This window comes from Mucilaginibacter sp. (assembly GCF_039921305.1).
In the GTDB taxonomy this organism is placed as follows: domain Bacteria; phylum Bacteroidota; class Bacteroidia; order Sphingobacteriales; family Sphingobacteriaceae; genus Mucilaginibacter.
The window spans coordinates 1-26,114 of record NZ_JBDSCA010000045.1 but is presented as its reverse complement, the minus strand read 5'-3'; the positions used below and the strand labels follow the sequence as shown (position 1 = coordinate 26,114).

Annotated in this window: 21 protein-coding genes and 1 pseudogene; 17 read left to right on the top strand and 5 right to left on the bottom strand. The window is 43.7% G+C overall.

Going from position 1 to position 26,114, the window contains the following annotated elements; all coding sequences use genetic code 11:
- Window positions 1–41 precede the first annotated feature (41 nt).
- A complete protein-coding gene (locus ABIN91_RS13935; protein WP_348051767.1) occupies window positions 42–1,301 on the bottom strand; it encodes a carboxypeptidase-like regulatory domain-containing protein in 1,260 nt (419 codons plus the stop codon).
- A 188-nt stretch (window positions 1,302–1,489) separates the two neighbouring features.
- Here ABIN91_RS13935 and ABIN91_RS13930 point away from each other — a divergent pair, with 188 nt between their 5' ends.
- Window positions 1,490–1,879, top strand: a complete 390-nt coding sequence (locus tag ABIN91_RS13930; protein ID WP_348051765.1) for a glyoxalase superfamily protein — start codon at window positions 1,490–1,492, stop codon at window positions 1,877–1,879.
- On the opposite strand, the gene ABIN91_RS13925 is transcribed toward ABIN91_RS13930, so the two are convergent.
- Window positions 1,863–3,914 (bottom strand): glycoside hydrolase domain-containing protein, encoded by a 2,052-nt coding sequence (locus ABIN91_RS13925; RefSeq protein ID WP_348051764.1) that lies wholly within the window; start codon window positions 3,912–3,914, stop codon window positions 1,863–1,865. The genes ABIN91_RS13930 and ABIN91_RS13925 overlap by 17 nt on opposite strands.
- 178 nt (window positions 3,915–4,092) lie before the next feature.
- Between ABIN91_RS13925 and ABIN91_RS13920 the strand changes: the two genes are divergently transcribed.
- The 11 genes and pseudogenes from ABIN91_RS13920 (at window position 4,093) to ABIN91_RS13870 (ending at window position 14,803) form a co-directional block, all read left to right on the top strand.
- Window positions 4,093–5,505, top strand: a complete 1,413-nt coding sequence (locus tag ABIN91_RS13920) for an FAD binding domain-containing protein (protein WP_348051763.1) — start codon at window positions 4,093–4,095, stop codon at window positions 5,503–5,505.
- A gap of 24 nt (window positions 5,506–5,529) precedes the next feature.
- Complete coding sequence (locus tag ABIN91_RS13915) at window positions 5,530–7,842, top strand: molybdopterin cofactor-binding domain-containing protein (protein WP_348051761.1); 2,313 nt, start codon at window positions 5,530–5,532, stop codon at window positions 7,840–7,842.
- Entirely contained in the window at window positions 7,802–8,776 is a 975-nt protein-coding gene (locus tag ABIN91_RS13910) for an XdhC family protein (RefSeq protein ID WP_348051760.1), read from the top strand. The genes ABIN91_RS13915 and ABIN91_RS13910 overlap by 41 nt, the downstream gene beginning before the upstream one ends.
- 30 nt (window positions 8,777–8,806) lie before the next feature.
- Window positions 8,807–9,109 (top strand): urease subunit gamma, encoded by a 303-nt coding sequence (gene ureA, locus ABIN91_RS13905; protein ID WP_348051758.1) that lies wholly within the window; start codon window positions 8,807–8,809, stop codon window positions 9,107–9,109.
- A 157-nt stretch (window positions 9,110–9,266) separates the two neighbouring features.
- Window positions 9,267–9,560, top strand: a pseudogene (locus ABIN91_RS13900) (urease subunit beta); the annotation flags it as partial.
- Between the two features lie 74 nt (window positions 9,561–9,634).
- Window positions 9,635–11,356 carry an urease subunit alpha gene (gene ureC / locus ABIN91_RS13895; protein WP_348051756.1) on the top strand — a complete coding sequence of 574 codons (1,722 nt, stop codon included), beginning with the start codon at window positions 9,635–9,637 and terminating at the stop codon, window positions 11,354–11,356.
- Window positions 11,357–11,359: 3 nt separating this feature from the next.
- A complete protein-coding gene (gene ureE, locus ABIN91_RS13890; RefSeq protein WP_348051754.1) occupies window positions 11,360–11,872 on the top strand; it encodes an urease accessory protein UreE in 513 nt (170 codons plus the stop codon).
- On the top strand, window positions 11,869–12,555 hold the full coding sequence (locus ABIN91_RS13885) for an urease accessory protein UreF (RefSeq protein WP_348051753.1): 687 nt from the start codon (window positions 11,869–11,871) through the stop codon (window positions 12,553–12,555). Before ureE ends, ABIN91_RS13885 begins: the two co-directional genes overlap by 4 nt.
- Before the next feature lie 70 nt (window positions 12,556–12,625).
- The gene (gene ureG, locus ABIN91_RS13880) at window positions 12,626–13,318 is read left to right on the top strand and encodes an urease accessory protein UreG (protein ID WP_348051751.1); all 693 of its coding nucleotides are present in this window, start codon (window positions 12,626–12,628) and stop codon (window positions 13,316–13,318) included.
- Window positions 13,315–14,109, top strand: coding sequence for an urease accessory protein UreD (locus ABIN91_RS13875; RefSeq protein ID WP_348051749.1), 795 nt, complete (start codon window positions 13,315–13,317; stop codon window positions 14,107–14,109). Before ureG ends, ABIN91_RS13875 begins: the two co-directional genes overlap by 4 nt.
- Entirely contained in the window at window positions 14,102–14,803 is a 702-nt protein-coding gene (locus ABIN91_RS13870; RefSeq protein WP_348051746.1) for a hypothetical protein, read from the top strand. The genes ABIN91_RS13875 and ABIN91_RS13870 overlap by 8 nt, the downstream gene beginning before the upstream one ends.
- 76 nt (window positions 14,804–14,879) lie before the next feature.
- Here the strand turns inward: ABIN91_RS13870 and ppsA are convergent, their stop codons facing one another.
- Complete coding sequence (gene ppsA, locus ABIN91_RS13865) at window positions 14,880–17,339, bottom strand: phosphoenolpyruvate synthase (protein WP_348051745.1); 2,460 nt, start codon at window positions 17,337–17,339, stop codon at window positions 14,880–14,882.
- Window positions 17,340–17,484: 145 nt separating this feature from the next.
- Between ppsA and ABIN91_RS13860 the strand changes: the two genes are divergently transcribed.
- The gene (locus tag ABIN91_RS13860) at window positions 17,485–18,360 is read left to right on the top strand and encodes an AraC family transcriptional regulator (protein WP_348051744.1); all 876 of its coding nucleotides are present in this window, start codon (window positions 17,485–17,487) and stop codon (window positions 18,358–18,360) included.
- Window positions 18,361–18,479: 119 nt separating this feature from the next.
- Complete coding sequence (locus ABIN91_RS13855; protein WP_348051743.1) at window positions 18,480–19,481, top strand: YihY/virulence factor BrkB family protein; 1,002 nt, start codon at window positions 18,480–18,482, stop codon at window positions 19,479–19,481.
- Here ABIN91_RS13855 and ABIN91_RS13850 read toward each other — a convergent pair whose 3' ends face one another.
- Window positions 19,482–20,471 carry an alpha/beta hydrolase gene (locus ABIN91_RS13850; protein ID WP_348051741.1) on the bottom strand — a complete coding sequence of 330 codons (990 nt, stop codon included), beginning with the start codon at window positions 20,469–20,471 and terminating at the stop codon, window positions 19,482–19,484. It lies immediately after the preceding gene.
- A gap of 181 nt (window positions 20,472–20,652) precedes the next feature.
- Between ABIN91_RS13850 and ABIN91_RS13845 the strand changes: the two genes are divergently transcribed.
- Window positions 20,653–21,078: a DUF1810 domain-containing protein gene (locus ABIN91_RS13845; protein ID WP_348051739.1), complete on the top strand. Its 426-nt coding sequence runs from the start codon at window positions 20,653–20,655 to the stop codon at window positions 21,076–21,078.
- A 122-nt stretch (window positions 21,079–21,200) separates the two neighbouring features.
- A complete protein-coding gene (locus tag ABIN91_RS13840) occupies window positions 21,201–23,399 on the top strand; it encodes a PAS domain S-box protein (RefSeq protein WP_348051737.1) in 2,199 nt (732 codons plus the stop codon).
- On the opposite strand, the gene ABIN91_RS13835 is transcribed toward ABIN91_RS13840, so the two are convergent.
- Window positions 23,374–23,748, bottom strand: a complete 375-nt coding sequence (locus ABIN91_RS13835) for a response regulator (protein WP_348051736.1) — start codon at window positions 23,746–23,748, stop codon at window positions 23,374–23,376. The two genes, ABIN91_RS13840 and ABIN91_RS13835, sit on opposite strands and share 26 nt — an antisense overlap.
- A gap of 1,270 nt (window positions 23,749–25,018) precedes the next feature.
- Here ABIN91_RS13835 and ABIN91_RS13830 point away from each other — a divergent pair.
- On the top strand, window positions 25,019–26,114 hold a 1,096-nt coding region (locus ABIN91_RS13830; RefSeq protein WP_348051734.1), incomplete at its 3' end, for an acetate/propionate family kinase.

The window sequence follows — 26,114 nt, the reverse complement described above, 5'->3', positions numbered from 1 at the left end:
TGTTTTTCTTATAGCATTAACAATCTTATAGTATTAACAAGTTAATTCTTTCCCTTCAACTTATTGATCTCCTGGATCTGTTTTAAAATATCTTCTGTGTTAAAATCCGACAACAGTATGTTATAATCTTTCCAGAATTTTTCGCCGCTGCTGCTATTATAATTGTTGATATTCTCGTTTCTACCTAGTTTAGAACTAAACGAAATATCCTTTGACGTATCAACAGCAGTTACCTGATAATTAAATTTGATATGAGCCGCAAAGTCTTTCTTTGATTCACTGTTTTTGATAGCTAATACATCATCTCCCTTTACATCGGCCAATACCCATTTATGCCCTACCTCCTGGTAACTAACCTCGGTATGATCTTTTTTAAAATCTACTTGTGCCGTTCCTGTTCTTAACAAACTATGCTCCATAAATTTACTCAAACCATAATCCGTTAAACCTGAGGGGCTCAAACCAAAATCAAAATAAATAAAGGCGTAGGTTTTAGTATCGATGAACATGCGGCCCCGGAATGTCCTGTCTTCTACGCCCGGTTTTTCTTTAAACTCAATTTGATAAGCCTGGTATCCCTTAACATCAACTATCCCCTTTACCTCAAATTCATGCTTTTGCAAGCCATCTTCGTTTATCAGCCCACTGGCAAATATGTGGTTCACAATATCGTATTCAAAAACAGAATTGGGCTTTTGACCAAGCTCCAGCATGCTAAAATCGCGCTGGTTTTTTTCGTTCCGGGCTTTGATCAGTTTGAACATATCCGCATGCTTATCCGAATAGCCGAAATTATAAACATCAAAAACGGCCTCAGATAATTGCAGCGGGTTATCGCCATCAAAAGTATACATCCGGTAAAAACCCCGCAGAACATGCGGATGATCCATATAGTTTTCGGGTATCCTGCGGATGGCTTTTTGAATGATCTTCAATGCATCATGATACTCAATACTAACCTCTTTAAGTTCGGTACTGTTTTTTCCGAGAACAATATTGAGTTCTTCGCCATTCTTCAGATCAGCAATTGGCAGTTGTTTAGTTTTAAACCCAATACACGATACCTTTAAAGTATCCTTGAGATTGGCCATAGGTATGATCAACAAGAACGAGCCGCTTAAATTAGTAGACGTACCAACACCTTTTCTATCAATGCTAACGGTAACCGCGTGAATAGGTTGTTTATCCTCCGAACCTATTATTTTACCACTTATAGTAATACCCCCCTGCTGCGCATTAACCCGCTGAACTATTAGTATCAACAATAGTAAAAGCAATGAACGCGACAGCATCTTTTTCATACAGCAGGTTTATAGTAAGTTTATTTGGTTGTAAAGTACAAAACTGGGCGCAGTAAACGGCACTTATATCAGATAATTTACAATAAGACATATACCTAAACTACCCCGGCTATTAGCGGGAACTACGCCAGTCAGCCCTACTATGTTGGAGATATTTGTTAAATTAGCAACACATACTCTTTGTCCTTATGAAAATGATTCCCATATTCAAGTGCCTCGATATGAAAGCCGCTATAGTTTTCTACACCAGCGTATTAGATTTTGAATTCAAATACATCGATGCGAATGATAACGATTCGGTGGTCGATCTCATTAACAACGACGCCGAACTACAACTCACCATTTTTGAGCGGGATACCTTATACGGTTCGGCAGTAAACGTTTGGGTGGATGATGTGGATGGTTTGTTTGAAAAATACAAAAGTAGGGGTCTGGATCAGGCAAAAAAGAAAGACTCTCCTGTTCATCAGGGCCCTATAAACCAAACCTGGGGAACCCGCGAATTTTATGTCACTGATTCGGACGGTAATACCCTGCGCTTTGTACAACCTATTGACGATGCTATTTCAGATCAATAGCCGAAACCCATTGGTTAGCAATACCAAAACTTTGATTAGGCTGCGTCGATGCCGTGATAACCAAACTGCCGCCAGTCAAAATTTCTTGTTGGGTTAACCAATTACGGTTAAGTACCTTTCCATTAAACATAACCGACCCAATATATCGGTTGCTGTAGCCATAATTAACTACCGAAATATTAAGCGGCTTGTACTTCCCGGCAAGGCTAACTGTTTTAAACAGGGGTACATGCAAATAATAAACCGGCCAGCCCACACAAGCCGGTGATAAACCGCAAGCCGCAAGTACATACCAGCCCGACATAGCTCCGGCATCATCGTCCATTGTGCGGATATAAGTATCTGGCCTGTTGGTATATATCCTATCCACAAAAGGATCTATCCCCTTGCTGTTATCATTAAAATAGTACTGAACCACCGTATCCTGCGCATATTTCCGGATCATATTTTGCGATTTCCAGGGCTGCTGTGTAAAGTTGTACATATACGGCGCCTGTATATCCGGCTCGTTTGCGTGGTTATACAGGTCGTTTTTAAAAAACTTATCCAATTGTTTAATATAGGCATTTTCGCCCCCGCAAAGCTCCATCAATCCCTTATTATCAAACGGAACAAACCAACGGTACTGCCAAATGGTGCCCTGGTACATGCCACGGGCCTCCATTTTATCCACATCGTTTTTGGTCAGATCCTTAAAATCCTTAACCCAGTAATTTCGCCATTCATTCGCTTTGCGCAGATAGCCCTTACTTAAACTATCCTCTTTCAAAACATCCAGTATTTGCGCCATAGCCCAGGTATCATAGCTTGATTCCAGCGCCTTATCGGGATGCGAAAAATCCAACCGCCCGGCCTCACTTAATAAAGAATCACGAATACCTTTAAAATCAACCGCGTAACCTTTACGATAAGCATCCAACAAAACCACAATAGCATGCTCGGTTCGTACCGTGTTTGATGGCTCGGTTGGGGTAGCGTAATCCTTCTTGCCGGCTTTATATAAATTAGCTAACGAAGTCATCATACCCTGATAACGCGCCGGTTGCATTAATGATAACAAGGGCAACTGTGTGCGGTAATTATCCCAAATGGCCCAGCCATTATAAACAGGGCTGGCACTATGTTGCAACGTACCATTAGTGCTCCTGTAAGCACCATCCGGTTCCGAAATTTCATATGGCGATTGTATGGTACGGTACAACATCGAATAAAATAACCTGGCTTCTTTAGCATCGCCGCTTACTTTTATCCTGCTTAACTCCTTATCCCAGGCATTCCTGCTCTCTGCCTTTACCGTCTCAAAAGCTTTAGCATTAATAGCCGCCTTGGCGTAAGCCACACTAACCGACGAAAAAGCTATCCTAACGGTAACATCATCATCACCAACCATCGCGTTAAGCACATGGGCCGAAGTATCGCCCCATTTTACAGCACTGCCAAAACTCAAATAATAATAAACCTTATAAGTTCCAATCTGGCAGGTAGTACCCGCTTCTATCCATCCGCTCACACTATTCCCAGCTATCGCATGCCGCTCAGCCTTAAACCTGTTTGATAAAGCGTGCGACAGATCGATCATAAAACCATGTTCTTTGGCGGGGAAGTGATAATGCTCCACCCCGGCCTTTCCGGCAACGGTAAATTCCGTATTAATACCATTGGCAAAACTAATGCTGTAATAACCCGGACCAGCTTTTTCTACACCTTTAATTAACTCACATTGCTTAGCATCATTCCCAATAAAAGGCTTGATCAAAATATTACCGCCGCTACCCTTACAACCAACACCTTCAACCCGGTTATGCGTAAAACCTAAAAATAATTTGGCTCTGTTTTCATAACCTGTATGCCCGTTAGGGTAAGTTTGTGGCCCAATGCTCAGCATCCCGAAAGGATACGATGCTGATGGAGACATTTGTCCGTGATCTCCCGATGAACCTACAAATACATTCACTTGTTCAACAGCGCTAATTTGCTGGGCGTAGGTTTGGGTTAAACAAGCGAATGATATAATAATAGCTAAGTATTTACGCATAACAGGGTGTCAGGTTTTCAACCGTTGAAGTTCTTGATTTTTTTAAACTATTTTTAACCTTATTATAAATTACTTATGCATATCTCATCCGCCTTAGCATCTTACATTTTTTAAACATTCTTTAAATTCTTCATAATTTCTGCTAACTTTATCGTAAACACGCATAAAAAAAACAATTTTGATTAAATTCATTCTAAATAATACAGAAATTACTACCAACATGGCACCGGGCATGGTACTGCTGGATTATATCCGCTATGAGCGTAACCTTAAAGGCACTAAAATTGGCTGCCGTGAAGGTGATTGCGGAGCCTGCACGGTTTTAATAGGCGAACTAAAAAACAACGAGCTAACATACACATCTGCAACATCTTGCTTAACCGCTTTAGGTAATATTCACAACAAACACATCGTAACGGTAGAGGGTACCAATTTTGATTACGACCCCAACCCTATCCAGCAAGCTATGTGCGATGAAGGTGGTACGCAATGCGGTTTCTGCACACCGGGATTCATTGTATCAATGGCTGGGTATTGTTTAAGTGATAAACAACCCAATCAAACAAATGCCATAGCGGCTGTTGATGGCAATATTTGCCGTTGTACAGGATATAAATCGATAGAGCGGGCTTTGAATAGGATTACCGACCTGATCAAAGATAAAACCGCCGACCCGATAGATTTTGTTACTTCAAAAAACATACTTCCATCCTACTTTACAGGGATAAAAGAGCGCTTACAAAACTTAGCATCACAAAGCAACGGACAAGCCGAAGCTCAGAGCGGAACAGCCCGATTTTTAGGCGGCGGTACCGATCTGTATGTGCAGCAACACGATAAAATGGTATATGCCGATATCAATTTTTTATCCAATAAAAAGCAATTAAAAGGCATAAGCAAACAAGACGATCAATGTGTAATTGGTGGCTCGTCAACTGTTACTGATCTGATCACTTCGCCAGTTATTTTGGAGTATTTTCCTAAGATAGCCGAGGTTGGCAAACTCATTTCGTCAACCCCTATCCGTAACATCGCTACCCTTGCGGGGAATTTTGTGAACGGTTCTCCAATTGGCGATTTCTCGATATTCTTTTTGGCTTTAGGCGCCATCATTACGCTAAGCGATGGCGAAAACACACGCCAAGTACCGCTGGATCAATTTTATAAAAGCTATAAAACTTTAGATAAACAGGCCAACGAGTTTGTTGAATTGTTCAGGTTTACCTTGCCGGATAAAAACACACAGTTCGCTTTCGAAAAGGTAAGCAAGCGTACCCATTTGGATATTGCAAGCGTAAATTCGGCCATGAAATTAACTATCAACGGCAACATCATTACCGATGCCCGCATCTCTGCCGGTGGGGTATTCGCCTTCCCGCTATACCTGTTAAAAACATCAAGCTTTTTAATAGGAAAAGAGTTGACCGAAGAATTAGTAACCGAAGCTACCGAACTTTTACAAACCGAAATAGCGCCCATTAGCGATGCACGTGGCACGTCGGAATATAAGCGTTTATTGCTTTCACAATTAATTAAGGCTCAATTTATCAAGCTGTTCCCACAACTGGAAATTGATAAATTACTGGTTTAATTGATTTGATTTAAGATACTGAAGATGAATAATATAGATAGCAGGACACATACACGCGGCGAATCCGTTTACCTGGATGATGTACCCCTGATACAAGGTACCTTATTTGGCGCGAGTTTTGGTTCGCCGATAGCAAACGGCCATATCACAAATCTCGATTTAAGCGAGGCATTGAAGGTACCCGGCGTAGTCCGCATACTGACCCATAAAGATATTACCGGCGAAAACCAGATAGGCGGTATCATTCAGGATGAACCTTTACTGGCCGATCATCACGTCGATTTTTGCGGCATGCCCGTAGCCTTCGTAATGGCCGAAACTTACGAAGCTGCCCACGCCGCCGTAAAAAAAATAAAGGTTGAGATAGATCCGCTCCCCATTATTACCGATCCGCGCGACGCACACGCCATTGGTCAGTTAATTGTTCCACCACGCACGCATCGTTTGGGTGATACCGCTACTGCATGGCCGCAATGTGAATACATTTTTGATGGCGTCGCCGAAACTAACGGGCAGGAACATTTGTACATCGAAACGCAGGGAGCTTACGCTATCCCGCAAGAGAATAACGCGATCAAAATCTACTCGTCAACTCAAAGTCCGCGGGCTACGCAGGCTGCATCCTGCAAAGTATTGGGCGTACCCATGCACCAGGTTGAAGTTGATGTGATCCGCTTGGGCGGAGGCTTTGGCGGCAAGGAAGATCAGGCGAATGCCTGGGCCGCTTTATGTGCCTTAGGCGCACATCTCACTAAAAAGCCCGTTAAATACGCGCTCGACCGGATGGAAGATATGGCCATGACGGGCAAGCGCCATCCCTACTCGTCCGATTTTAAAATTGGTTTGGATAAGGATTTTAAAATACTGGCTTACGAGGTTCAATTTTACCAAAATGCCGGTGCCGCCGCCGATCTTTCGCCCGCGGTATTAGAGCGTACCTTGTTCCATTGCACCAATACATATTTCATTCCTAACGTACATGCCGTGGCTTACAGCTGCAAAACCAACCTACCACCTAATACTGCTTTCCGTGGTTTTGGTGGCCCGCAGGGCATGTTTGTGATTGAGGCAGCCATTGTTAAAGCTGCCGAAAGTTTAGGTGTGGATGCATCAGTGATCCAAAAAATAAATCTGAATAAAACCGGCGACGAGTTTCCATACGGGCAAAAAGCAGTAAGCGAATCGCACGCAACATGGAACAAGGCCGAAAGCAAGTTCAACATTGATCAAATCAGGTTAGAAACTGAGGAATTCAACAGGACAAATCGCCTCTATAAAAAGGGAGTCGCGATGATGCCGATATGTTTCGGTATCTCGTTCACCAATACAATGATGAATCAGGGCCGCGCTTTGGTTCACGTTTATACCGATGGCAGCGTGAGCGTAAGCACCGGCGCGATAGAAATGGGCCAGGGTGTGAATACCAAAATGCTACAGGTTGCCGCATTTGTTTTTGGTATTGATCCCGCCAAGGTAAAACTACAGTCAACAAGTACCAGCCGGGTAGCCAACACCTCCCCATCCGCGGCAAGCGCAACGGCCGACCTGAACGGTAAAGCTGTATTTATGGCCTGTACCGAAATTGCCAATCGCTTAAAGCAGGTTGCTTCCGACGAAATGCATATCCCGATAGAGAGCATTACGCTAAAAGATAACCACATCCACGTAAGTGACGAAAAACATGAAATGACTTGGGAACGGCTAATTATGTCGGCCTTTTTTAAACGGGTAAGCCTATCAGAGCATTCGCATTACGCCACACCCGAAATTCATTACGATAAACTGAAAGAAAAAGGCCACCCCTTTGCCTACCATGTTTACGGCACGGCAATTACCCAGGTAACTATTGATTGTCTGCGTGGTACGTATCAGATTGATGCCGTTAAAGTGGTTCACGATTTTGGCGTAAGCATGAACCCGCTGATAGATCGTGGACAAATTGAAGGCGGCATTGTACAAGGTATCGGCTGGATGACATTGGAAGAATTGATCTATGATAAAGAGGGCAAGCTAAAATCGAATGCTTTATCAACCTATAAAGTGCCGGATATTTACTCGGTACCTAAAGTTTTGGATATCGATTTTTTAGAAACCACGGCCGATAATTTAGCTATCTTTCGCTCTAAAGCGGTTGGCGAGCCACCTTTAATGTATGGCATAGGCGCTTATTTTGCTTTGCGTAACGCTATAAAGGCATTTAATCCCGGTGCGCACATTCCGCTGTCGGCACCGATGACGCCGGAAAAAACGCTAATGGCCCTATACTCCAAACCGTTGAAACCAGACCAGGAAAAGAATGAGGAAACAACAAGCAGTTTGGAAGTTAATCAGCGATAGTTTATCGGCCGATGTTCCTGTGATGCTGTTGTACGTTTTGGAGAGCAGTGGCAGCAGCCCGGGCAGGCAGGGTTTTGCCATGGCCGTAACTACCGAGGGTAAAATGGAGGGTTCTATTGGCGGTGGCATTATGGAGCACAAGTTTGTGGAGATGGCTAAAGAGCAACTGAGCAAACAGGTACAAATCATCGCCCTAAGGCAACAATTTCACGATAAAAAAGCGGCCAAAAACCAAAGTGGTATGATATGCTCTGGTGAGCAAACCATTTTGTTGTATACCGTTAAAGCTGAAGAAAAAGGTTATATCAACGCCATCATTAAAAGCATTGATGCCGATGAAAACGGTTTACTCAAGCTTTCGCCGGAAGGCTTAGCGTTTAGCGACGCAGAAGCAGAACAAGACTTTCTATTTCGGATGCATAGTGAAAGTGACTGGCTTTACGAAGAAAAAACGGGTTACAAAAACCACCTATATATTATTGGCGGCGGTCACTGTTCTTTAGCATTATCACGATTGATGAACACTATGGATTTTTACATCCATATTTATGATAACCGGCCCGAGTTAAACACCCTGGCCGATAACGAATATGTACAGGAAAAAACTTTGGTAGCCGATTACAGTGAACTGAAAGACATGGTCTGCTCCGGCAAAAGCAGCTATGTGCTCATTATGACGTTTGGTTACCGCACCGATGATGCAGCCTTGAAAGCCCTGATAGATAAGGATTTTAAATACATGGGCTTATTAGGAAGCAAACACAAAATTGGCGAAATGTTTAACGCCTACATAGCACAAGGTTTGGCAACCGAGGAACGTTTGAAAAAGATCCACTCGCCGGTAGGCATCCAGATCAAAAGCCAAACGCCGGAAGAGATAGCGGTAAGCATCGCGGCCGAGATCATCAAAGTAAAAAACGAGCATTTAACCTGAATTTTAGTATATTGAGATTTATTTAACAGCATGCATTTAACACCAAGGGAATCGGAAAAGTTATTATTGTTTTTGGCAGGCGAACTGGCCGAAAAGCGCCGGGCACGCGGGTTAAAATTAAATTACCCCGAGGCCATCGCTTTAATTAGCAGTCAGCTGCAAGAGGCCGCGCGCGATGGTAAATCTGTAGCCGAGTTAATGCAATTTGGTGCCACCATTTTAACCCGCAATGATGTGATGGATGGCATTCCTGAAATGATACACGAGATACAGATAGAGGCTACCTTTCCGGATGGAACGAAGCTGGTTACCGTGCATGACCCGATAAGGTAGGGAGCACAGCCCCCCGGCCCCCTAAAGGGGGAGCAAGTATGCAAATTCATAAAAAATTAAAATGGAAGAAAAAAACTATACAGGTAAAACTCCCCCTTCAGGGGGCCGGGGGGCCAATTTAGGCTTATCAGCTCCCCCTTTAGGGGGCGGGGGGGGCATACCCGGAGAATACATCCTAAAAACCGAACCCATTGAATGCAACGTTGGCCGACCAACTATCAGCATTGTGGTAATCAACACCGGCGACAGGCCCGTGCAAGTTGGCTCGCACTATCACTTTTTTGAAGCCAACAAGCAACTGGAAATGGATCGCGAAAAAGCATTTGGCATGCGCCTGAATATTGCGGCGGGTACCGCGGTACGTTTTGAGCCAGGCGAAGAAAAGGAAGTTACCCTGGTAACCTTTGGTGGAACGCGCCATATTTACGGCTTCAATAACCTGGTTAACGGCGATACCAAATCGGCAGAGGTAAAAGCCGCTGCGATGGAAAAACTATTGGCACAAAACTTTAAACACAAAGCACAATGAGCCTGAGTATTAACCGGATAAAATATGCCAACATGTTTGGCCCTACCACCGGCGATAAAATTCGTTTAGGGGATACGGACCTCATCATCGAGATAGAAAAAGATTACACCGTTTACGGCGACGAAGGCAAATTTGGCGGAGGCAAAACCATCAGAGATGGTATGGCGCAATCGGCCAGAGCTGTACGAGCCGATAACGTTTTGGACTTTGTAATTACCAGCGTAATGATTATCGATCATTGGGGAATTGTGAAGGCCGATATCGGGATCAAAAACGGAAAGATAATTGGCATAGGCAAGGCCGGTAACCCGGACACAATGGATGGCGTCACACCCAATATGGTGATAGGCGCATCAACAGAGGTACACGGCGGCGCGGGGATGATCGCTACGGCGGGTGGTATTGATACGCATATTCATTTTATTTGCCCGCAACAGATTGACCATGCCTTGTTTAGCGGTGTTACCACCATGATAGGAGGCGGAACCGGTCCGGCGGATGGCACCAATGCCACAACCGTAACACCAGGTGCCTGGAATATTGAAAAAATGCTGCAATCTGCGGAGGCTTTCCCTATGAATTTAGGATTCTTTGGCAAAGGTAACTGCGCCGAAACCGCACCACTGGCAGAACAAATAGAAGCCGGTGCTTTAGGCTTAAAAATCCACGAGGATTGGGGCTCTACCCCTGCCGTTATTGATGCATCCTTAAAAGTTGCCGATCAATACGATGTGCAGGTGGCCATACACACCGATACTTTGAACGAAGCCGGATTTTTAGAAGATACCATGAACGCCATTGCGGGCCGTGTGATCCACACCTTCCATACCGAGGGTGCTGGTGGCGGGCATGCGCCGGATATTATTAAGGCGGCTATGTATCCTAATATATTGCCATCGTCAACCAATCCTACCCGTCCGTACACTAAAAACACAATTGATGAGCATTTGGATATGCTGATGGTTTGCCACCATTTGGATAAATCGGTACCCGAGGATGTGGCTTTCGCCGATTCGCGCATCCGGCCGGAAACTATCGCTGCCGAAGATATTTTGCATGATATGGGCGTGTTCAGCATGATGAGTTCCGATTCGCAGGCTATGGGCCGTGTGGGCGAGGTGATTATCCGCACCTGGCAAACGGCCGATAAAATGAAAAAGCAACGCGGCTTTTTAGCCGAAGATACAGCGAACGATAATGACAATTATCGCGTTAAGCGCTACGTATCTAAATACACCATCAACCCGGCTATATCTCACGGTATATCCGAGTATGTAGGCTCGCTGGAAGCCGGTAAACTGGCCGACTTAGCATTATGGAAACCTGCCCTATTCGGTGCCAAACCCGAAATGATCATCAAAGGAGGCATGATCATCGCCGCTAAAATGGGCGACCCTAACGCTTCCATCCCAACACCACAACCTGTAATTTACCGCCACATGTTTGGCGCGTATGGCAAGGCGCTGTTTAAAACCTGTGCTACGTTTGTCTCGCAGGTTTCATTGGATAAAAATGTGGTGCAGGGTTATGGTTTGGAAAAAATGCTGCTACCTGTAAAAAACTGCCGCAACATTGGCAAAAAAGATCTGATCCATAACAACGGTACACCACAGATAGATGTGAACCCCGAAAACTATGAGGTTAAAGTTGACGGCGAGCACATTACCTGCGAGCCGGTTTCGGTATTGCCGCTGGCGCAACGGTATTTTTTATTTTAAGCTATGCTGATAAAAGAAAAGATCGGTAATCTCAATTCAATAGCCATCGGTGATCAAACAATCGATTGGCTCGACCTGCAATGGTATGAGGCTAACAAGCGCATTATGCACAAACGTAGCCAATCGGGCTCAGAAGTGGTGATGAAGTTTATGAACGAGAGTCAGAACCTTACTCAAGGGGATATCCTTTACCATGATGATGAAACCATTATCGCTGTCAATATCCTGGCTTGCGAGGTCCTCATTATCAAACCGAAGAATATGTTCGAGATGGCTTCTATTTGTTACGAGATCGGTAATAAACATCTGCCCTTATTCTATCAGGATGAAGAAGTGTTGGTGGCTTTTGATGCACCGCTGTTCAGGTTGATTTCATCATCCGGCTACGAAGCCGAGAAAGGCGAACGCAAACTGATCAATCCTTTAAGAACTTCGGTATCAGCGCATAGCCATGCATCCGGCAACAGCGAAACCTTGTTTTCCAAAATAATGCGGCTTACAAATTCACAGGAATGAACGCGGAATTGCTTAGCCTTTTACAACTGGCCGACCCAACTTTACCCATAGGCGGTTTCTCCCACTCATCGGGCTTAGAAACCTATGTGCAGGCCGGAATAGTTAAAGACGCGGCAACAGCTAAAATTTTTGTAACCGAAATGCTGACCCAAAATCTACAATATACCGATGCGGCCTTTGTTTCACTGGCTTATGATGCGGCTTTGAGTAATAACATCGCAAGCTTACTTGAACTGGATGAAGAGTGCACAGCCGTGAAATTGCCAAAAGAAATGCGGCAAGCAAGCCAAAAACTTGGTACACGCTTGCTCAAAATATTCCAAAGCTTCTGCGAAAGCGATATCATTGATCAATACAAAACAGCTATTGATGCCAAGGAAACCAACGGCAACTATTGCATCACCTTTGGCCTGATAGCGGCAGTACAAAACATAGCTAAAGCCGAAACATTGACCGGTTTTTATTATAACGCGGCTATGGGTATGATAACCAATAGCGTTAAACTGATACCCTTGGGGCAACAGGATGGGCAGCGATTATTATTCGCCATTAAACCTTTGATGCTTGAATTAACAAACGCCTCTATGAATCCTGATAAGGATTTGATAGGGCTATGCTGCGCAGGTTTTGATGTGCGGTGCATGCAGCATGAGGATTTGTATTCGAGACTTTACATGAGTTAAGCCCCCTCCGCCCCCTAAAGGGGGAACTTAATTAGCACGAGGGTAACAACACAAGGAAACATAAAAAGCAATGATGAACGAAAAAGAAAATAACTATCCAAATCAAGCTCCCCCTTTAGGGGGCGGGGGGGGCCGCTCTTACATAAAAATAGGCGTAGCTGGGCCAGTAGGTTCCGGTAAAACGGCTTTAATTGAGCGCTTATCGCGACAAATGGCAAGTGATTACAGCCTTGCCGTGATCACCAATGATATTTACACCCGCGAAGATGCGGAGTTTTTAACCCAAAACAGTCTGCTTGCTCCAGAGCGGATCATTGGTGTAGAAACAGGTGGTTGTCCGCATACCGCTATCCGCGAAGACGCGAGTATGAATTTGGAGGCGGTTGATGAAATGGCAAGCCGTATACCCGATGTGCAGATCATTTTTATTGAGAGTGGCGGCGATAACCTTTCGGCAACGTTTAGTCCGGACTTAGCCGATATCACCATTTTTGTGATCGATGTGGCCGAGGGTGATAAAATCCCCCGCAAGGGTGGCCCGGGGATTACCCGCAGCGATTTATTGGTGATCAACAAAATAGACCTTGCCCCTTACGTAAATGCCGACCTTAACGTGATGGAGCGCGATGCCCGCTTAATGCGCAAAGGCGCGCCATTCGTTTTCACCAATTTAATGAGTTTGGAAGGGTTAGATACCGTTATTGGCTGGATAAAAAAATACGGTTTACTGGAAGAAGTAGCCGAACCCGCTTTGTGGAAATGAGAGCCGAACTGCACATAGAAACCAAACTACGCGATGGCATTACGTACCTTAAAAAGTCGTACTATACGCCGCCATTTAAGCTGGCCGATGTGCGGGAAGATAAAAAGGATAACACGCTGCAACTGATGCTGATGAGTTCGTCGCCAGGGATTTTGGATGGCGATGAGTATCGCATCAAAGTTGATCTGGACGAGGGTTGCTCATTGAAGCTGTTGACACAATCGTACCAGCGGCTTTTCACCATGAAGAGCGGTGCATTGCAGCATTTACAGATTAACATGGGGCAAGGCTCATCGTTTTGTTATTTGCCGCACCCTACGGTTCCTCATGAAAATTCTAACTATACCTCTAAAAGCAAAATATATCTATCCGATAATTGCACCCTCATCTGGGGCGAAATATTAACCTGCGGCCGCAAGCAAAATGGCGAGGTATTTATCTTTTCGAGATATCATAATTTGACGGAGATCTACCTAAATAATAAACTGATCATTAAAGAAAATCTGATGATCAAACCTGCGCAGATCAACGTAAACGCGATGGGGCAGTTAGAGAATTACACTCATCAGGCGAGCTTAATTTATCTGAATGAAACTGCGGATACCAAACTTTTAAAATCTTACATCAACACTTTTTTAACCGAACAAAACGATATTACTTATGGCATAACCGAAACGCCAAAAAACGGATTACTCATTAGGATATTAGGTTATAAGGGTGAGCAACTATACCACTGCCTGAACCAAATTGCCCAAGTGATCAACCAAACTAAAACCCCGGCCTATGCATAACGAATTAGGTTTATTAATATTCACAGCTGTAACCATAAGCTGCATCCACACCTTTAGCGGGCCCGATCATTATTTACCTTTTGTGGCTTTATCAAAATCAAGGGGCTGGTCGGTAGGGCGCACTGTGGCCTGGACCATTGTTTGCGGCATTGGACATGTGGGTAGTTCGGTGGTGTTGGGATTGATCGGTATTACCATCGGCTGGTCGTTATCACGCTTAAGCTGGCTTGAGAATATCCGGGGCGGTTATGCCGCCTGGGCCTTGTTAATATTCGGCATGGTTTATACCTTATGGGGGCTATACCATGCCAAACAAAACAAACCGCACAAACATTTCGATATTAACGACGATGGTTCCATCTACGTTTTTGAACATCAACACGGCGAAACCGTTGCACCTGAAGATCGTTACCCTGTAACACCCTGGGTAATGTTCTTCATCTTCGCGATGGGGCCGAGCGAGCCTATGATACCACTGCTCTCCTATCCGGCAGCCAAAAATTCGATATTTGCTATTACAACTTTGGTTATGGTTTACATTACAGCCACCGTTTTAACAATGGTAGTGATGGTTGTTTTGAGCCTTTACGGGATATCCTATTTTAAAACCAGCAAAATAGAACGTTATGTACACGCGTTGGGCGGTTTAACCATATTAATTTGCGGGTGCGGGATGGTGTTTTTGGGGTGGTAACCCTTCCGAATTGTCATTTCGAAGGAGCCTGCCTGCCGGCAGACTCATCGAAATGACAATAAGATTTGTTTGGCGATTACACCGCCGCCCTCAACACCACCTCATTCTCATCTTTTAATTTCTCTTCAATCTCGCTAATAGCATTCACTGTTTTAAAGAATGAATCCGGGGTAACCGAGATGGAATCAATGCCCTGCTCAACCAAAAACTGGGCAAAATCAGGGAAATCAGATGGGCCCTGGCCGCAGATGCCTACTTTCACCCCTGCTTTTTTGGCGGAGTTGATGAGCATGGTGATCATGATTTTTACAGCTTCATTACGCTCATCGTAAATATGGGCCACTAAGGACGAATCCCTGTCGAGGCCCAACACTAATTGAGTTAAATCGTTAGAGCCGATGGAAAAACCATCGATATGTTTGGCGAATTGATCGGCCAGGATAACGTTTGATGGTACTTCGGCCATCAGGTAAACTTCCAAACCGTCTTGTCCGCGGTACAGACCATATTCATTCATGCTTTCGTAAACCTGTAGCAGTTCTTTTGGTGTACGGCAGAATGGGATCATTACCACTACATTTTTCAAACCCATTTTCTCGCGAACTAATTTAATAGCTCTGCATTCCAAACCGAAAGCTTCCTTATATTCCGGTGAGTAATAGCGCGATGCCCCCCTCCAGCCTATCATTGGGTTTTCTTCAACGGGTTCAAAGTATTTCCCGCCTAATAGGTTGAAGTATTCGTTACTCTTAAAATCGGAAAAGCGTACAATTACTTTGTTGGGATGGAAAGCGGCGGCTATGCGTGCTATGCCACAAGCCAGTTTTTCTACAAAAAAATCCTCTTCGCTTTTAAAACCGCGGGTTATTTCTTCAATTTCGGTAGTAAGTTTGGCATCACCAATTTCTTTATGCTTTATCAGCGCCAGCGGGTGTACTTTGATGTAGTTATTGATGATAAACTCCTCTCGGGCCAAACCAACACCTTTATTAGGGAAATGCGAAAAGTTAAAGGCCATACTTGGCGATGCCACGTTGAGCATTACCGGGGTATCAGTTTCTGGCAATTCATCTAAATTGTATTGGATCTCTTTAAAAGCGATGGTGCCTTCGTATATCAATCCTGCATCGCCTTCGGCGCATGACGCGGTGATCAGCTGACCTTTTTTCAATACCTCGGTCGCGTTACCACAGCCTACTATGGCGGGTACGCCTAACTCGCGGGCCACAATTGCGGCATGGCAGGTACGGCCACCTTTATTAGTAATAATTGCCGATGCCATTTTCATGATGGGCTCCCAATCGGGATCGGTCATGTCGGTAACCAAAACATCGCCTTTTTTGAAATCGATATGGCTTATTTCGTCTTTGCCCTGGGCTACTAAAATATTCACGTTTCCGCTGGCTATTTTATCGCCTACGGCTATGCCTTTTAGTATCAGTTTATCTAAGCGGTTACCATCGGTTATGGCGTATTCGGTTATGGTATTCAGGCGTTTACGTGAGTGAATAGTTTCCGGGCGAGCCTGTACAATAAATAACTCGCCAGACTGGCCATCAACGGCCCATTCCACATCCATTGGGCACCAGCGGTTTTTAATGCCTGAGTAATAATCTTCAATGGTAACTACCCAGCGGGCCAGTTCTAATATCTGCGCATCGTTAATGCAGAAATTATTGAGCTCTTGTTTGCTCGTTTCGATGATCTTTACCCTTTCGGCGGCACTATTGCCGTAAACCATCTTTTTATCTTTGGTGCCTAACTTACGTTCGATAATGGAATCATAACCTTGTTTCAGCGTTGGTTTAAATACGATAAACTCATCCGGAGATACAGCGCCCTGAACGATCATTTCGCCCAAACCGTATGAGCCATTAATAATAACCGCATCTTTAAAACCACTCTCGGTATCCAATGAAAAAGCTACACCCGACGCGGCCAGATCTGATCGTACCATTTTTTGCACGCAAACGGATAGGCCGATATCAAAATGATCATAATTAAAACTTTCGCGGTAGCTGATAGCTCTATCGGTAAATAGGGATGCAAAGCAATTGCGGATGGCATCCAATAAACCCTCGGCACCACTAACATTCAAGAATGTTTCCTGCTGACCGGCGAATGAAGCATCGGGTAAATCTTCGGCTGTAGCTGATGAACGGACGGCAACATCAACATCAGTTTGATTGTATAGTTTAGAAAGGGTATCGTATGCCTCTGTAATTTGATTCACTAAATAATCCGGGAATACGCCGGCAGCTATCATGCGCCTCACTTTTAAACCGCAATGGCGTAAAGCATCAATATCGTCCAGATCAGTGGCTTTTACAACGGAACGAATCTGATCCTGTAAGGCATTGTGTTCGATATATGCTTTATAAGCCTCCACCGTTACTACGTACCCACCGGGAACACGTACATCAAGGTGAGCCAAATTCTGTATCATTTCGCCTAATGAGGCGTTTTTACCACCAACAATATCAATATCGTTAATGCCAACTTCATTCAAATTGAGGATATATTTGCTCGTTTTCATAATGGAATACATTTATTGGTTTTTATTGAACAATACAAAGGTGTGGCCAAAAAACAGCAGGGCTTGAATATAAGTTAACTAATTTTGATACTATCTTAACCTATAATTAGTTTATATAGTTATATATGAGTTATCTTAGTACTAAATGATTGCTCAGTTATTTAAAGTACACGAAACACCCGGATATTCATTCAATACCCGGCATGATATCGTATCCTACTTTTATAACCAGTGGCACTACCACCCCGAAATTGAACTGGTGCATATTGTTCGCGGTACGGGTAGCCGCTTTATTGGTGATAGTGTTGATAGCTTTAAAGAGGATGATCTGATATTAATTGGAGCTAACCTGCCCCACCTGTTTCGTAATGACGATGTTTATTACATGAATATGCCCGGTGTGCAGGCAGAATCATTTACCATACATTTCCTTCCGGAGATATTTGGGCAAGCGTTTTTGAATATTCCCGAAAATAAGCCTATCCAAACTTTATTAGAAAAGGCGGCATACGGTATCAGTATACAGGGCGAAACTAAAGTGAAGGTTAAGAAGCTGATGCAAGATGTCCATTTCGCATCTAAAAGCGAACGGATCATATTATTGATGCAACTACTATCAACCATTGCTTACGCCGAAGATAATGTGACCATAGCACAATTTAACGCCAGCGACACCATTCATAAAAGCGACGAGAGCAGGCTTAATAAGGTTTATCAATATACACTCAACAACTACGCCCGCGAAATTACCCTGGCCGAGGTAGCTGCTATTGTTTACATGGTGCCCCACTCCTTTTGCAGGTATTTTAAACAACGCACCAATAAACGGTATTCGCAATTTATATTAGAAGTTAGGGTAAGTATGGCTTGCAAAATGCTGGCCGAAACTGATAACAGTATTGCCGTAGTTTGCTGGGAAAGCGGGTTTAAAAATTTTTCGAATTTCAACAGGCATTTTAAGGCTATTGCCGGGAAGTCGCCATTGGAGTACAGAAAGAGTTATAAGGGGATGAACAAATAATTCACCTTAATTAAGTGCGCAGAGTGCGCATGCTAAGGCACTCGAGGCACGGAGCCCAAAGGCCATACTCTGCAACATATAATTAATCACACACAAAAAATTTCCGTATTTTTGCAACAATGGACTGGCTGCACCGGATTTTACTCAAATTCAGATTTTATCGCTACATACTCGACTGGACAAAGGTGATCATCCTCCCGGGTTTCCGCCCATTACCCCTGTATACGGTTGCCACATTCTTTTTCGAAGAGATCAAGCAGGAATCCTTAGTAAACAAAGCATCATCATTAGCCTACAGCTTTTTATTAGCCGTTTTCCCGGGAACGATATTCCTTTTTACGCTTATCCCCTATATCCCTATCCGTAAATTCCAGAAAACACTATTGGAAGTTATCGGACTCATCCTCCCCAAAAATGCCTATGATGCTTTCCAATCAACCATTATTGATATTGTAAAAAACCAGCATGGCGGCTTGTTATCATTTGGTTTCCTTTCGGCGATATTTTTCGCGACCAATGGCGTACATAAATTGATGCGTGCTTTCAATAAATCGTCACTCTTAACCGAATCGCGTACATGGCTAAAACAACGCTGGGTAGCGCTCATCCTAACCATGATGATCGCGCTGTCGCTCATTGCGGGCATCTTTATCCTTATCATCACACAATCCATCATCAGCTATATTCAGTTCCAGTTTTCGGGTAGCGGTAAATATTGGATCTATCCTATTACGTTGCTGCGCTGGGTAATCGTTATCGTGCTATTCTTTGTAACCGTATCTATTCTTTATCGCTACGGTCCGGCCAATAAACGCCGCTGGAAATTTCTGAGTCCCGGCTCTATACTTGCCACCTGCCTGGCTGTATTAACCTCCTGGGGGTTTGCTTTTTATATTAACCATTTCTCATCGTACAACAAGCTATATGGCTCTATTGGCACCTTAATCGTCATTATGCTTTGGTTGTATATCAACTCTATCATTATTTTGATAGGATTTGAATTGAATGCCAGTATTGATCTTTCCAAACGGACGATCAAGATCGTAAAGCCAAAATACAATACCTTCCGGTCTAAAAAACCCGAGATCCAATCAAACGAAGTAAGGGAATTTACCGACTGATTAGCGGCGGCCTAAACGCGTACAATCTATCAAACCAAACAACTGTCGCGCAACATACTTAATGGTACTGTCGGCATATTTAGTGGAAGTGATATAGGGCGTGGTACCCGCGTTTTTAAAGGTATATAATGCCGAAGTAACACTCGACCCTATAGCTGTGGAATCAATAGAAAAACTACCATACAGCGGCTTGGCGGTATACGGCGCAGCAATAGCCATTTTATAAGGCGTTGTAGCATCATTCGAGCTATGAACCATAATAAGCGGCAGTGTACTGTTATTTAACCAGTTCAGATCAAGTAAAGCGCCCGATAAACTGATCACCCCAGCTATTTTAGATGAATAAGGCAAGGTATTTGCACCTTCTAATCCGTTAAGTCCATTCAATATAGAAGCATCCGCTACCTCACTAAAATCACTTACCGATTTTAAATACCCCATCTGCAAAGCAGCTATCGCACCTGCCGATTCGCCGGCTATATAAATTTGAGATGTATCAACACGGTAAGGATTGCCCTGTTCAATAGCGGTTTGCTTAAAAAATCTAACCGCTGCCTTGGCATCCTGTACGGCCCTAACCTGCGCGCTTATTATGTCGTTATCCCCTCCCGCGCCAATTCCTAAACGGTAATCAATACTTGCAGTTACGTAACCACGCTTGGCAAAAGCCTGGCAAAATTTATTAGCCCAGGCGTTATTGCGCGTACCAGTTGTAAAGCCACCGCCATGCAGGTAAATAATTACTGGCCTATGCGCCAAAGTATCTGCCGCCGGCTGGTTAATATCCATCTGCAAGGTTTGTGTTTTACCGGCTACATCAATAGCGGTACCATAAGGCATGGTGGCTGTTATAACGGTAAATTGTTCGGTAGTAAAACGGTTGGCGGGGCAAACATAACTCGGATTTACCTTATTATCCACGTTTTTACAACGGGCAAATAAACCGGCAATAATAATGGTTAGAAATAAATAACGTAAAAAATTACGCATGTGCTATCAAGGTTAGATAGTGCTAAGACAAACTATGTATTAAAAGGTTTAATTGTAACCATAATATTATTTAATAATTAATTGCTGCATTTGTTTGGCATTGGTAATTGCCGATGTCCCCTATCACTTAAAAATTGCGAGTACTATTTATTTTTTGATAAAGTTAATTTATTTTGCAGGCATGAACGAACAGGATCTTTCACGATTTTTAACTGCTCAGGAAAAGGATTACGACATCGCCTTAGCCGAGATCCGGAGCGGCCGCAAGCGTAGCCACTGGATGTGGTATATCTTTCCGCAGATAGCGGGCCTGGGCCTTAGCGAAACCAGCAAGTTTTACGCCATCAAAAACCGGGCAGAAGCCGAAGCTTATTTACAACACCCAGTGCTCGGCAAAAGATTAATTCAGATATCAGAAGCCCTGCTGGCACTCGAAGATAACAATGCCACCCATATCTTCGGCACTCCGGATGATCTAAAACTAAAGTCTTCCATGACCTTGTTCGCGGCTATTCCAACTGCCGATCCGGTCTTCGGCCAGGTATTGAACAAGTTCTATAATGGCATCCCCGATATGGAAACACAGCGCTTGTTCATGTTATCATAAATTTTATTCGATGATATTTTAGGCACGGGAATTGATTAGGAAAAACGGTAAAAAGTGCAAAGCGAATTTTAACAAACCAAAGTATTAAAAAAATGTTTAACGCTTAATCTGCTTATTCAATTATGCCTGAACGTAAAGGACCAACTTCTGAAATCCTTAAAGCCCTGGAAACAGCGCCCAATATGTACCTGGTGTTATCGCCAGATCTGTATATCATTACAGCCAGTGATGCTTATCTGAAAGCCACGGAAACTACCCGTGAAGCGATTGCCGGTAAATATATTTTTGACGCTTTTCCAGACAATCCCGACCTGCCGGACGGAGATAACGGCGTGCAAAATATCAAGGCCTCGCTCCAGACTGTGCTTCGCAGCAAAAAGCCCGATTACATGCGCATACAGCGCTATGATGTGCCGGATACGAAGCACCCAGGTAAATTCATTACCCGTTACTTGGATCCCAGCCATACTCCGGTACTGGATGAAAAGGGAGATATATCATATATTATTCAACTGGCTACTAACGTGACCGACAAGATCATAATGGAGCGGGCGCTGCTCAAAAGCCATCAGGAAGAGGTGCAAACCATGGAGCAAATGGAAGCACTCAATACAGAATTACTGCACAGTAATACCGAGTTGCGTGAAACCCAGCACCATCTCAATTTATTGAACGCCCAATTGGAAGAACGCGTAGCAAGGCGTACACGTGAATTGGCCGAAAGTGAAAAAAAGTATAAAGAAAAATTTGATGAGGAACAGGCGGTTAACGAAGAACTGGCTGCATCTAATGAAGAGTATGCCGCGATTAACGAAGAATTAGCCACCACGAATGAAGAGTTAACCGAGATCCAGCACCAGTTGCAAACCGTTAACGATGAATTAGCGGCCAGTTCATCGCGTTTACATATGGCTATCGAATCGACCCAATTGGGCACCTGGGACTTTAATCCTGTAACGGGCGAACTGTATTGGTCAAAGGAATGCCGAAATATTTATGGGATACCTCAAAATATGAATGCCAGTTTTGATCTCTTTGCTCGACTGATCCATCCGGAAGACCGGATCTGGGTAGAGGAGCGCATCGCCGCTAGCATCAGCGCCGACCAGAGAAGCCGGTACGATCTGAGCTACCGGATCATCCGGTATGACAATCAGGAGGTTCGTTGGATAAAGGTGAAGGGCAATGTTTATTTTCACGAGGAGCAAGCTACACGATTTATAGGTACGGTTCTGGATATCACAGACATAAAGCTGGCCGAAATAGAAAGCGCCCGGCTGGCAGCGATCATTGCGTCATCTGACGACGCGATCGTCAGCAAAACGCTGGAAAGTGTGATCACCAGTTGGAACAGCTCTGCAGAGCGCATGTTTGGGTGGACCGCTGAAGAAATGATTGGCCAGACGATCTATAAACTGATCCCCGCTGACCGGCAGCAGGAAGAACCATTGATATTGGGAAGGCTTAAATCGGGTGACCGGGTGGAACACTTCGAAACTAAACGGCTTACCAAGGATGGCCGGCTAATAGACGTTTCCGTGTCGGTATCGCCAATCAGAAACCGCGAAGGCCATATCGTGGGCCTATCCAAGATCGCCCGCGACATTACCGAACGCAAACAAGACGAAATGCGCAAAAGCGATTTTATTGGCATGGTTAGCCACGAACTAAAAACACCGCTTACTTCGCTGAGTGCTATTTTGCAGGTAGCCGGTGCCAAATTGCAGCAAAGCGACGATAGTTTCCTTTCGGGGGCGATGCAAAAGGCCAATATACAAGTTAAACGTATGACCGACATGATCAATGGCTTTTTGAATGTTTCCCGGCTGGAATCAGGTAAGATCGTAATTGATAAACAAAACTTTCAGTTGGATGCCTTGGTTAGCGAAGTGATCGATGAGATTAAGCTAAGCGTTAACAGCCACCATATTCATTTTGATAACTGTCCGCCCATTTACGTCATCGCCGACAGGGATAAGATCAGTTCGGTAATTTCCAACTTACTGGGCAACGCTATCAAATATTCTCCCAGTGACACCGATATCACGATTAAGTGTGTGGCCGAAAATAAAAAAGCGACCATCAGTATTCAGGATAAAGGGATAGGAATTAAACCCGAAGATGCCAAAAAGATTTTTGACCGCTATTACCGTATCCAGTCCGGCCAACATAAACATGTGTCGGGATTTGGAATCGGCCTTTATCTAAGCGCGGAGATCATCCGCCGGCACGACGGGCAGATCTGGGTAGAAAGCGCATATGGCCAGGGCAGCACCTTTTATTTCAGCTTACCACTTAATAAGGCAGCGGCTGGTGGTTAACTATACGAACAACTTTATTTACCATATCGTCAATATCAAAAGGTTTGCGGATATGGTCATTGGCTTCACACTCCGCCGCGATCAGTTCAATATCATTGGCTGTAGACAAGATGATAACGGGGATAGATGCCAAAGTAGGTGTATTTTTGATTTTCCGGCACAAACGATGGCCCGGGCTGTTATTGATGAACTCATCCAGCAGGATCAGATGGGCTCGAAAGGTGACCAGCTCTGAAAGCTCTTCCGGTTCCGGAATGCTCAGCGTTTCAAAACCCTGCTCCTGTAAAATAAACTCAACGATCTGACGGATATCCTGGTCATTCTCAATAATCAATACGCGCTTCTTCATGGACAACCCAATAATTTTTCGTTAAAGATAAGTTTTTTATAATCAAAACATAAATGCTGTTATGTGGTTGCCAAAAAAGTGAGTACACTTTATATAACCCTTGGACAAATGGAAAAGGAGAAATATAAACTTTGCCTGTATGGAGCTGACCAACGCGAAATCACAAAAAAGCAATTAAAATCTACAGCAATACTGTAAGGGCATTTGGAAAGCAATTACACACCACAACCAAAGTTCCAAAATCATGATATCTATACATTGATTATTTACTTACCATATAAAGCAAGGAACCCCTCTCTACTTTTGCCACAAAAGGTAACCTAATTTATAAAGCATAAAAAAAGCCCACTACTTTATGTAATGAGCGTTTCTTTATTTGGCGGAGAGTTAGGGTTCAGAACCATGTGCCTCTACGCTTCACTGATGCGGTTTTTTGACGTTTTTGAAGCGCGACTCAATGAATGACGCAACGACTTTCAAAATTTACTAAGCGGAGAGCTAGGGTTCAGAACAAAGTGCCTCTACGTGCTCTGGAGGCCGTTTTTGACCTCTTGTTTTGAAAGACTCTATGAATGACGCAATGGAGTCTAATTTATTTGAGCGGAGAGCAAAATAACTCTAAACCGTTGCCCTTATAGGCTGTTAATCAGTTTCTTGCATTTATAAGTGTCTTTTACTTTATTACTTACGCAATAAGCAAATTGACTCTAATTGATAAATCAAATATACTGATAAGTTCGTTAAAATAAAATACTTTATCACCTTCACAATCTTCTCTCCATTTTATGTCTTATTACTTAGTACACAGCAGCATCGGCAATGATAGCCTGCGATGCAGTTTTGTTTCGTCATCGGATAGCCAGAAAAGGCCTGAAAATGATATCGAATCGATAAGAAAGCGACTGGATGATGATAATTCAAACACATTGTCAATCAGAACGTAGGTTTTTATCTAACAGATCATTATTTACTCACCACGTTTTTGAGTACAGATTAGTTGCAAATCTTATTGACCTAAAGCTACGACTTTTAGAACATTCATTCAATTAATGAATAGCTATCATTTAAAGCGAATAAGAATAATTTTTTGTGATTAAGATCACCTAATCGTGTGCTCTATATCAAATTTTTGTAGACAGACGTGGAATAGCTTTGTAACCTAAGAGTTGCTTACAAATACTATAATACGCCATGAAAAAAGAAAATCACATCAATACCTTATTTCTTGACATCGGCGGCGTTTTGCTCACTAAGACTTATTCCCGTGCTCATGAATAAGCTTGCTAAAGACTGCCTCCTTACCATAAATGGAGGTTCATCAAGTATAAAATATGCCATATATGAAATTAACGATACGCTTAATCAATTACTTTCCGGCGAAATGGAAGGCATCGGAAGCGGTGATGTCAAACTCAGCTTTATACATTTAGAAAGTAGCCAAAGTCATCAGGTTAACATCCCTGTCGCTGACCACGATGAAGCCTCAAATTGGCTGATTAACTGGCTGAAAGAGGAAACCGAATTTATAAGGGTGAAGGCAATAGGCCACCGCATAGTTCAGGGTATGGAATATACCGCGCCAGAAAAAATTACCGACAGGCTATTGAAAGAACTAAAGGACATAAGCCCTTATGACCCTGAACATTTGCCCGTCGAGATCAAATTGATCGAAGTATTTAGAAAACGCTATCCGGATATTCACCAGGTAGCTTGCTTCGACACCTCTTTCCACGCATCAATGCCAGACCTTGCCAAACTGATACCCATCCCAGTGAAATATCGTGATAAGGGGGTTAAACGATATGGTTTCCACGGATTGTCTTATTCCTACCTAGTGCAAGAGTTTGAACGGACCGCGGGAGCTGAAAAAGCAAAAGGAAAGATCATTATTGCCCATTTGGGCAGCGGTGCTAGTCTTGCCGCAGTAAAAAATGGTAAAAACGTGGATACCAGCATGGGGTTTACGCCTGCATCAGGCTTAACGATGAGTACCCGTACAGGCGATCTCGATCCGGGCGTAGCCTGGTATTTACAAAAGTTTGAAAAGCTCACGCCTGCGCGATTTAATCACCTGGTCAATCATGAATCAGGTTTATTAGCCATATCGGGTACTACGGCAAATATGCAGCAACTTCTTCAAATTCAACATGACGACAAACGTGCCGCACTGGCCGTTGATTTCTTTTGCTACCAATGTATAAAATGGATAGGTGCATTTACCGCTGTGCTTGGTGGTTTAGATTCCTTTATATTTTCTGGAGGTATTGGCGAACATGCACCCGAAATACGGGAGCGAATTTGCAGTGGACTACAATTTTTAGGGATTGAATTGGATAAAAATAAAAATAAAAACAGTGATGCCATTA

What these genes read in the sequence shown, in the direction of transcription:
- ABIN91_RS13935 (WP_348051767.1), bottom strand. Translation starts at nt 1,301, where the DNA reads ATGAAAAAGATGCTGTCGCGTTCATTGCTTTTACTATTGTTGATACTA.
- ABIN91_RS13930 (WP_348051765.1), top strand. Translation starts at nt 1,490, where the DNA reads ATGAAAATGATTCCCATATTCAAGTGCCTCGATATGAAAGCCGCTATA.
- ABIN91_RS13925 (WP_348051764.1), bottom strand. Translation starts at nt 3,914, where the DNA reads ATGCGTAAATACTTAGCTATTATTATATCATTCGCTTGTTTAACCCAA.
- ABIN91_RS13915 (WP_348051761.1), top strand. Translation starts at nt 5,530, where the DNA reads ATGAATAATATAGATAGCAGGACACATACACGCGGCGAATCCGTTTAC.
- ABIN91_RS13910 (WP_348051760.1), top strand. Translation starts at nt 7,802, where the DNA reads ATGAGGAAACAACAAGCAGTTTGGAAGTTAATCAGCGATAGTTTATCG.
- ureA (WP_348051758.1), top strand. Translation starts at nt 8,807, where the DNA reads ATGCATTTAACACCAAGGGAATCGGAAAAGTTATTATTGTTTTTGGCA.
- ureC (WP_348051756.1), top strand. Translation starts at nt 9,635, where the DNA reads ATGAGCCTGAGTATTAACCGGATAAAATATGCCAACATGTTTGGCCCT.
- ureE (WP_348051754.1), top strand. Translation starts at nt 11,360, where the DNA reads ATGCTGATAAAAGAAAAGATCGGTAATCTCAATTCAATAGCCATCGGT.
- ABIN91_RS13885 (WP_348051753.1), top strand. Translation starts at nt 11,869, where the DNA reads ATGAACGCGGAATTGCTTAGCCTTTTACAACTGGCCGACCCAACTTTA.
- ureG (WP_348051751.1), top strand. Translation starts at nt 12,626, where the DNA reads ATGATGAACGAAAAAGAAAATAACTATCCAAATCAAGCTCCCCCTTTA.
- ABIN91_RS13875 (WP_348051749.1), top strand. Translation starts at nt 13,315, where the DNA reads ATGAGAGCCGAACTGCACATAGAAACCAAACTACGCGATGGCATTACG.
- ABIN91_RS13870 (WP_348051746.1), top strand. Translation starts at nt 14,102, where the DNA reads ATGCATAACGAATTAGGTTTATTAATATTCACAGCTGTAACCATAAGC.
- ppsA (WP_348051745.1), bottom strand. Translation starts at nt 17,339, where the DNA reads ATGAAAACGAGCAAATATATCCTCAATTTGAATGAAGTTGGCATTAAC.
- ABIN91_RS13860 (WP_348051744.1), top strand. Translation starts at nt 17,485, where the DNA reads ATGATTGCTCAGTTATTTAAAGTACACGAAACACCCGGATATTCATTC.
- ABIN91_RS13855 (WP_348051743.1), top strand. Translation starts at nt 18,480, where the DNA reads ATGGACTGGCTGCACCGGATTTTACTCAAATTCAGATTTTATCGCTAC.
- ABIN91_RS13850 (WP_348051741.1), bottom strand. Translation starts at nt 20,471, where the DNA reads ATGCGTAATTTTTTACGTTATTTATTTCTAACCATTATTATTGCCGGT.
- ABIN91_RS13845 (WP_348051739.1), top strand. Translation starts at nt 20,653, where the DNA reads ATGAACGAACAGGATCTTTCACGATTTTTAACTGCTCAGGAAAAGGAT.
- ABIN91_RS13840 (WP_348051737.1), top strand. Translation starts at nt 21,201, where the DNA reads ATGCCTGAACGTAAAGGACCAACTTCTGAAATCCTTAAAGCCCTGGAA.
- ABIN91_RS13835 (WP_348051736.1), bottom strand. Translation starts at nt 23,748, where the DNA reads ATGAAGAAGCGCGTATTGATTATTGAGAATGACCAGGATATCCGTCAG.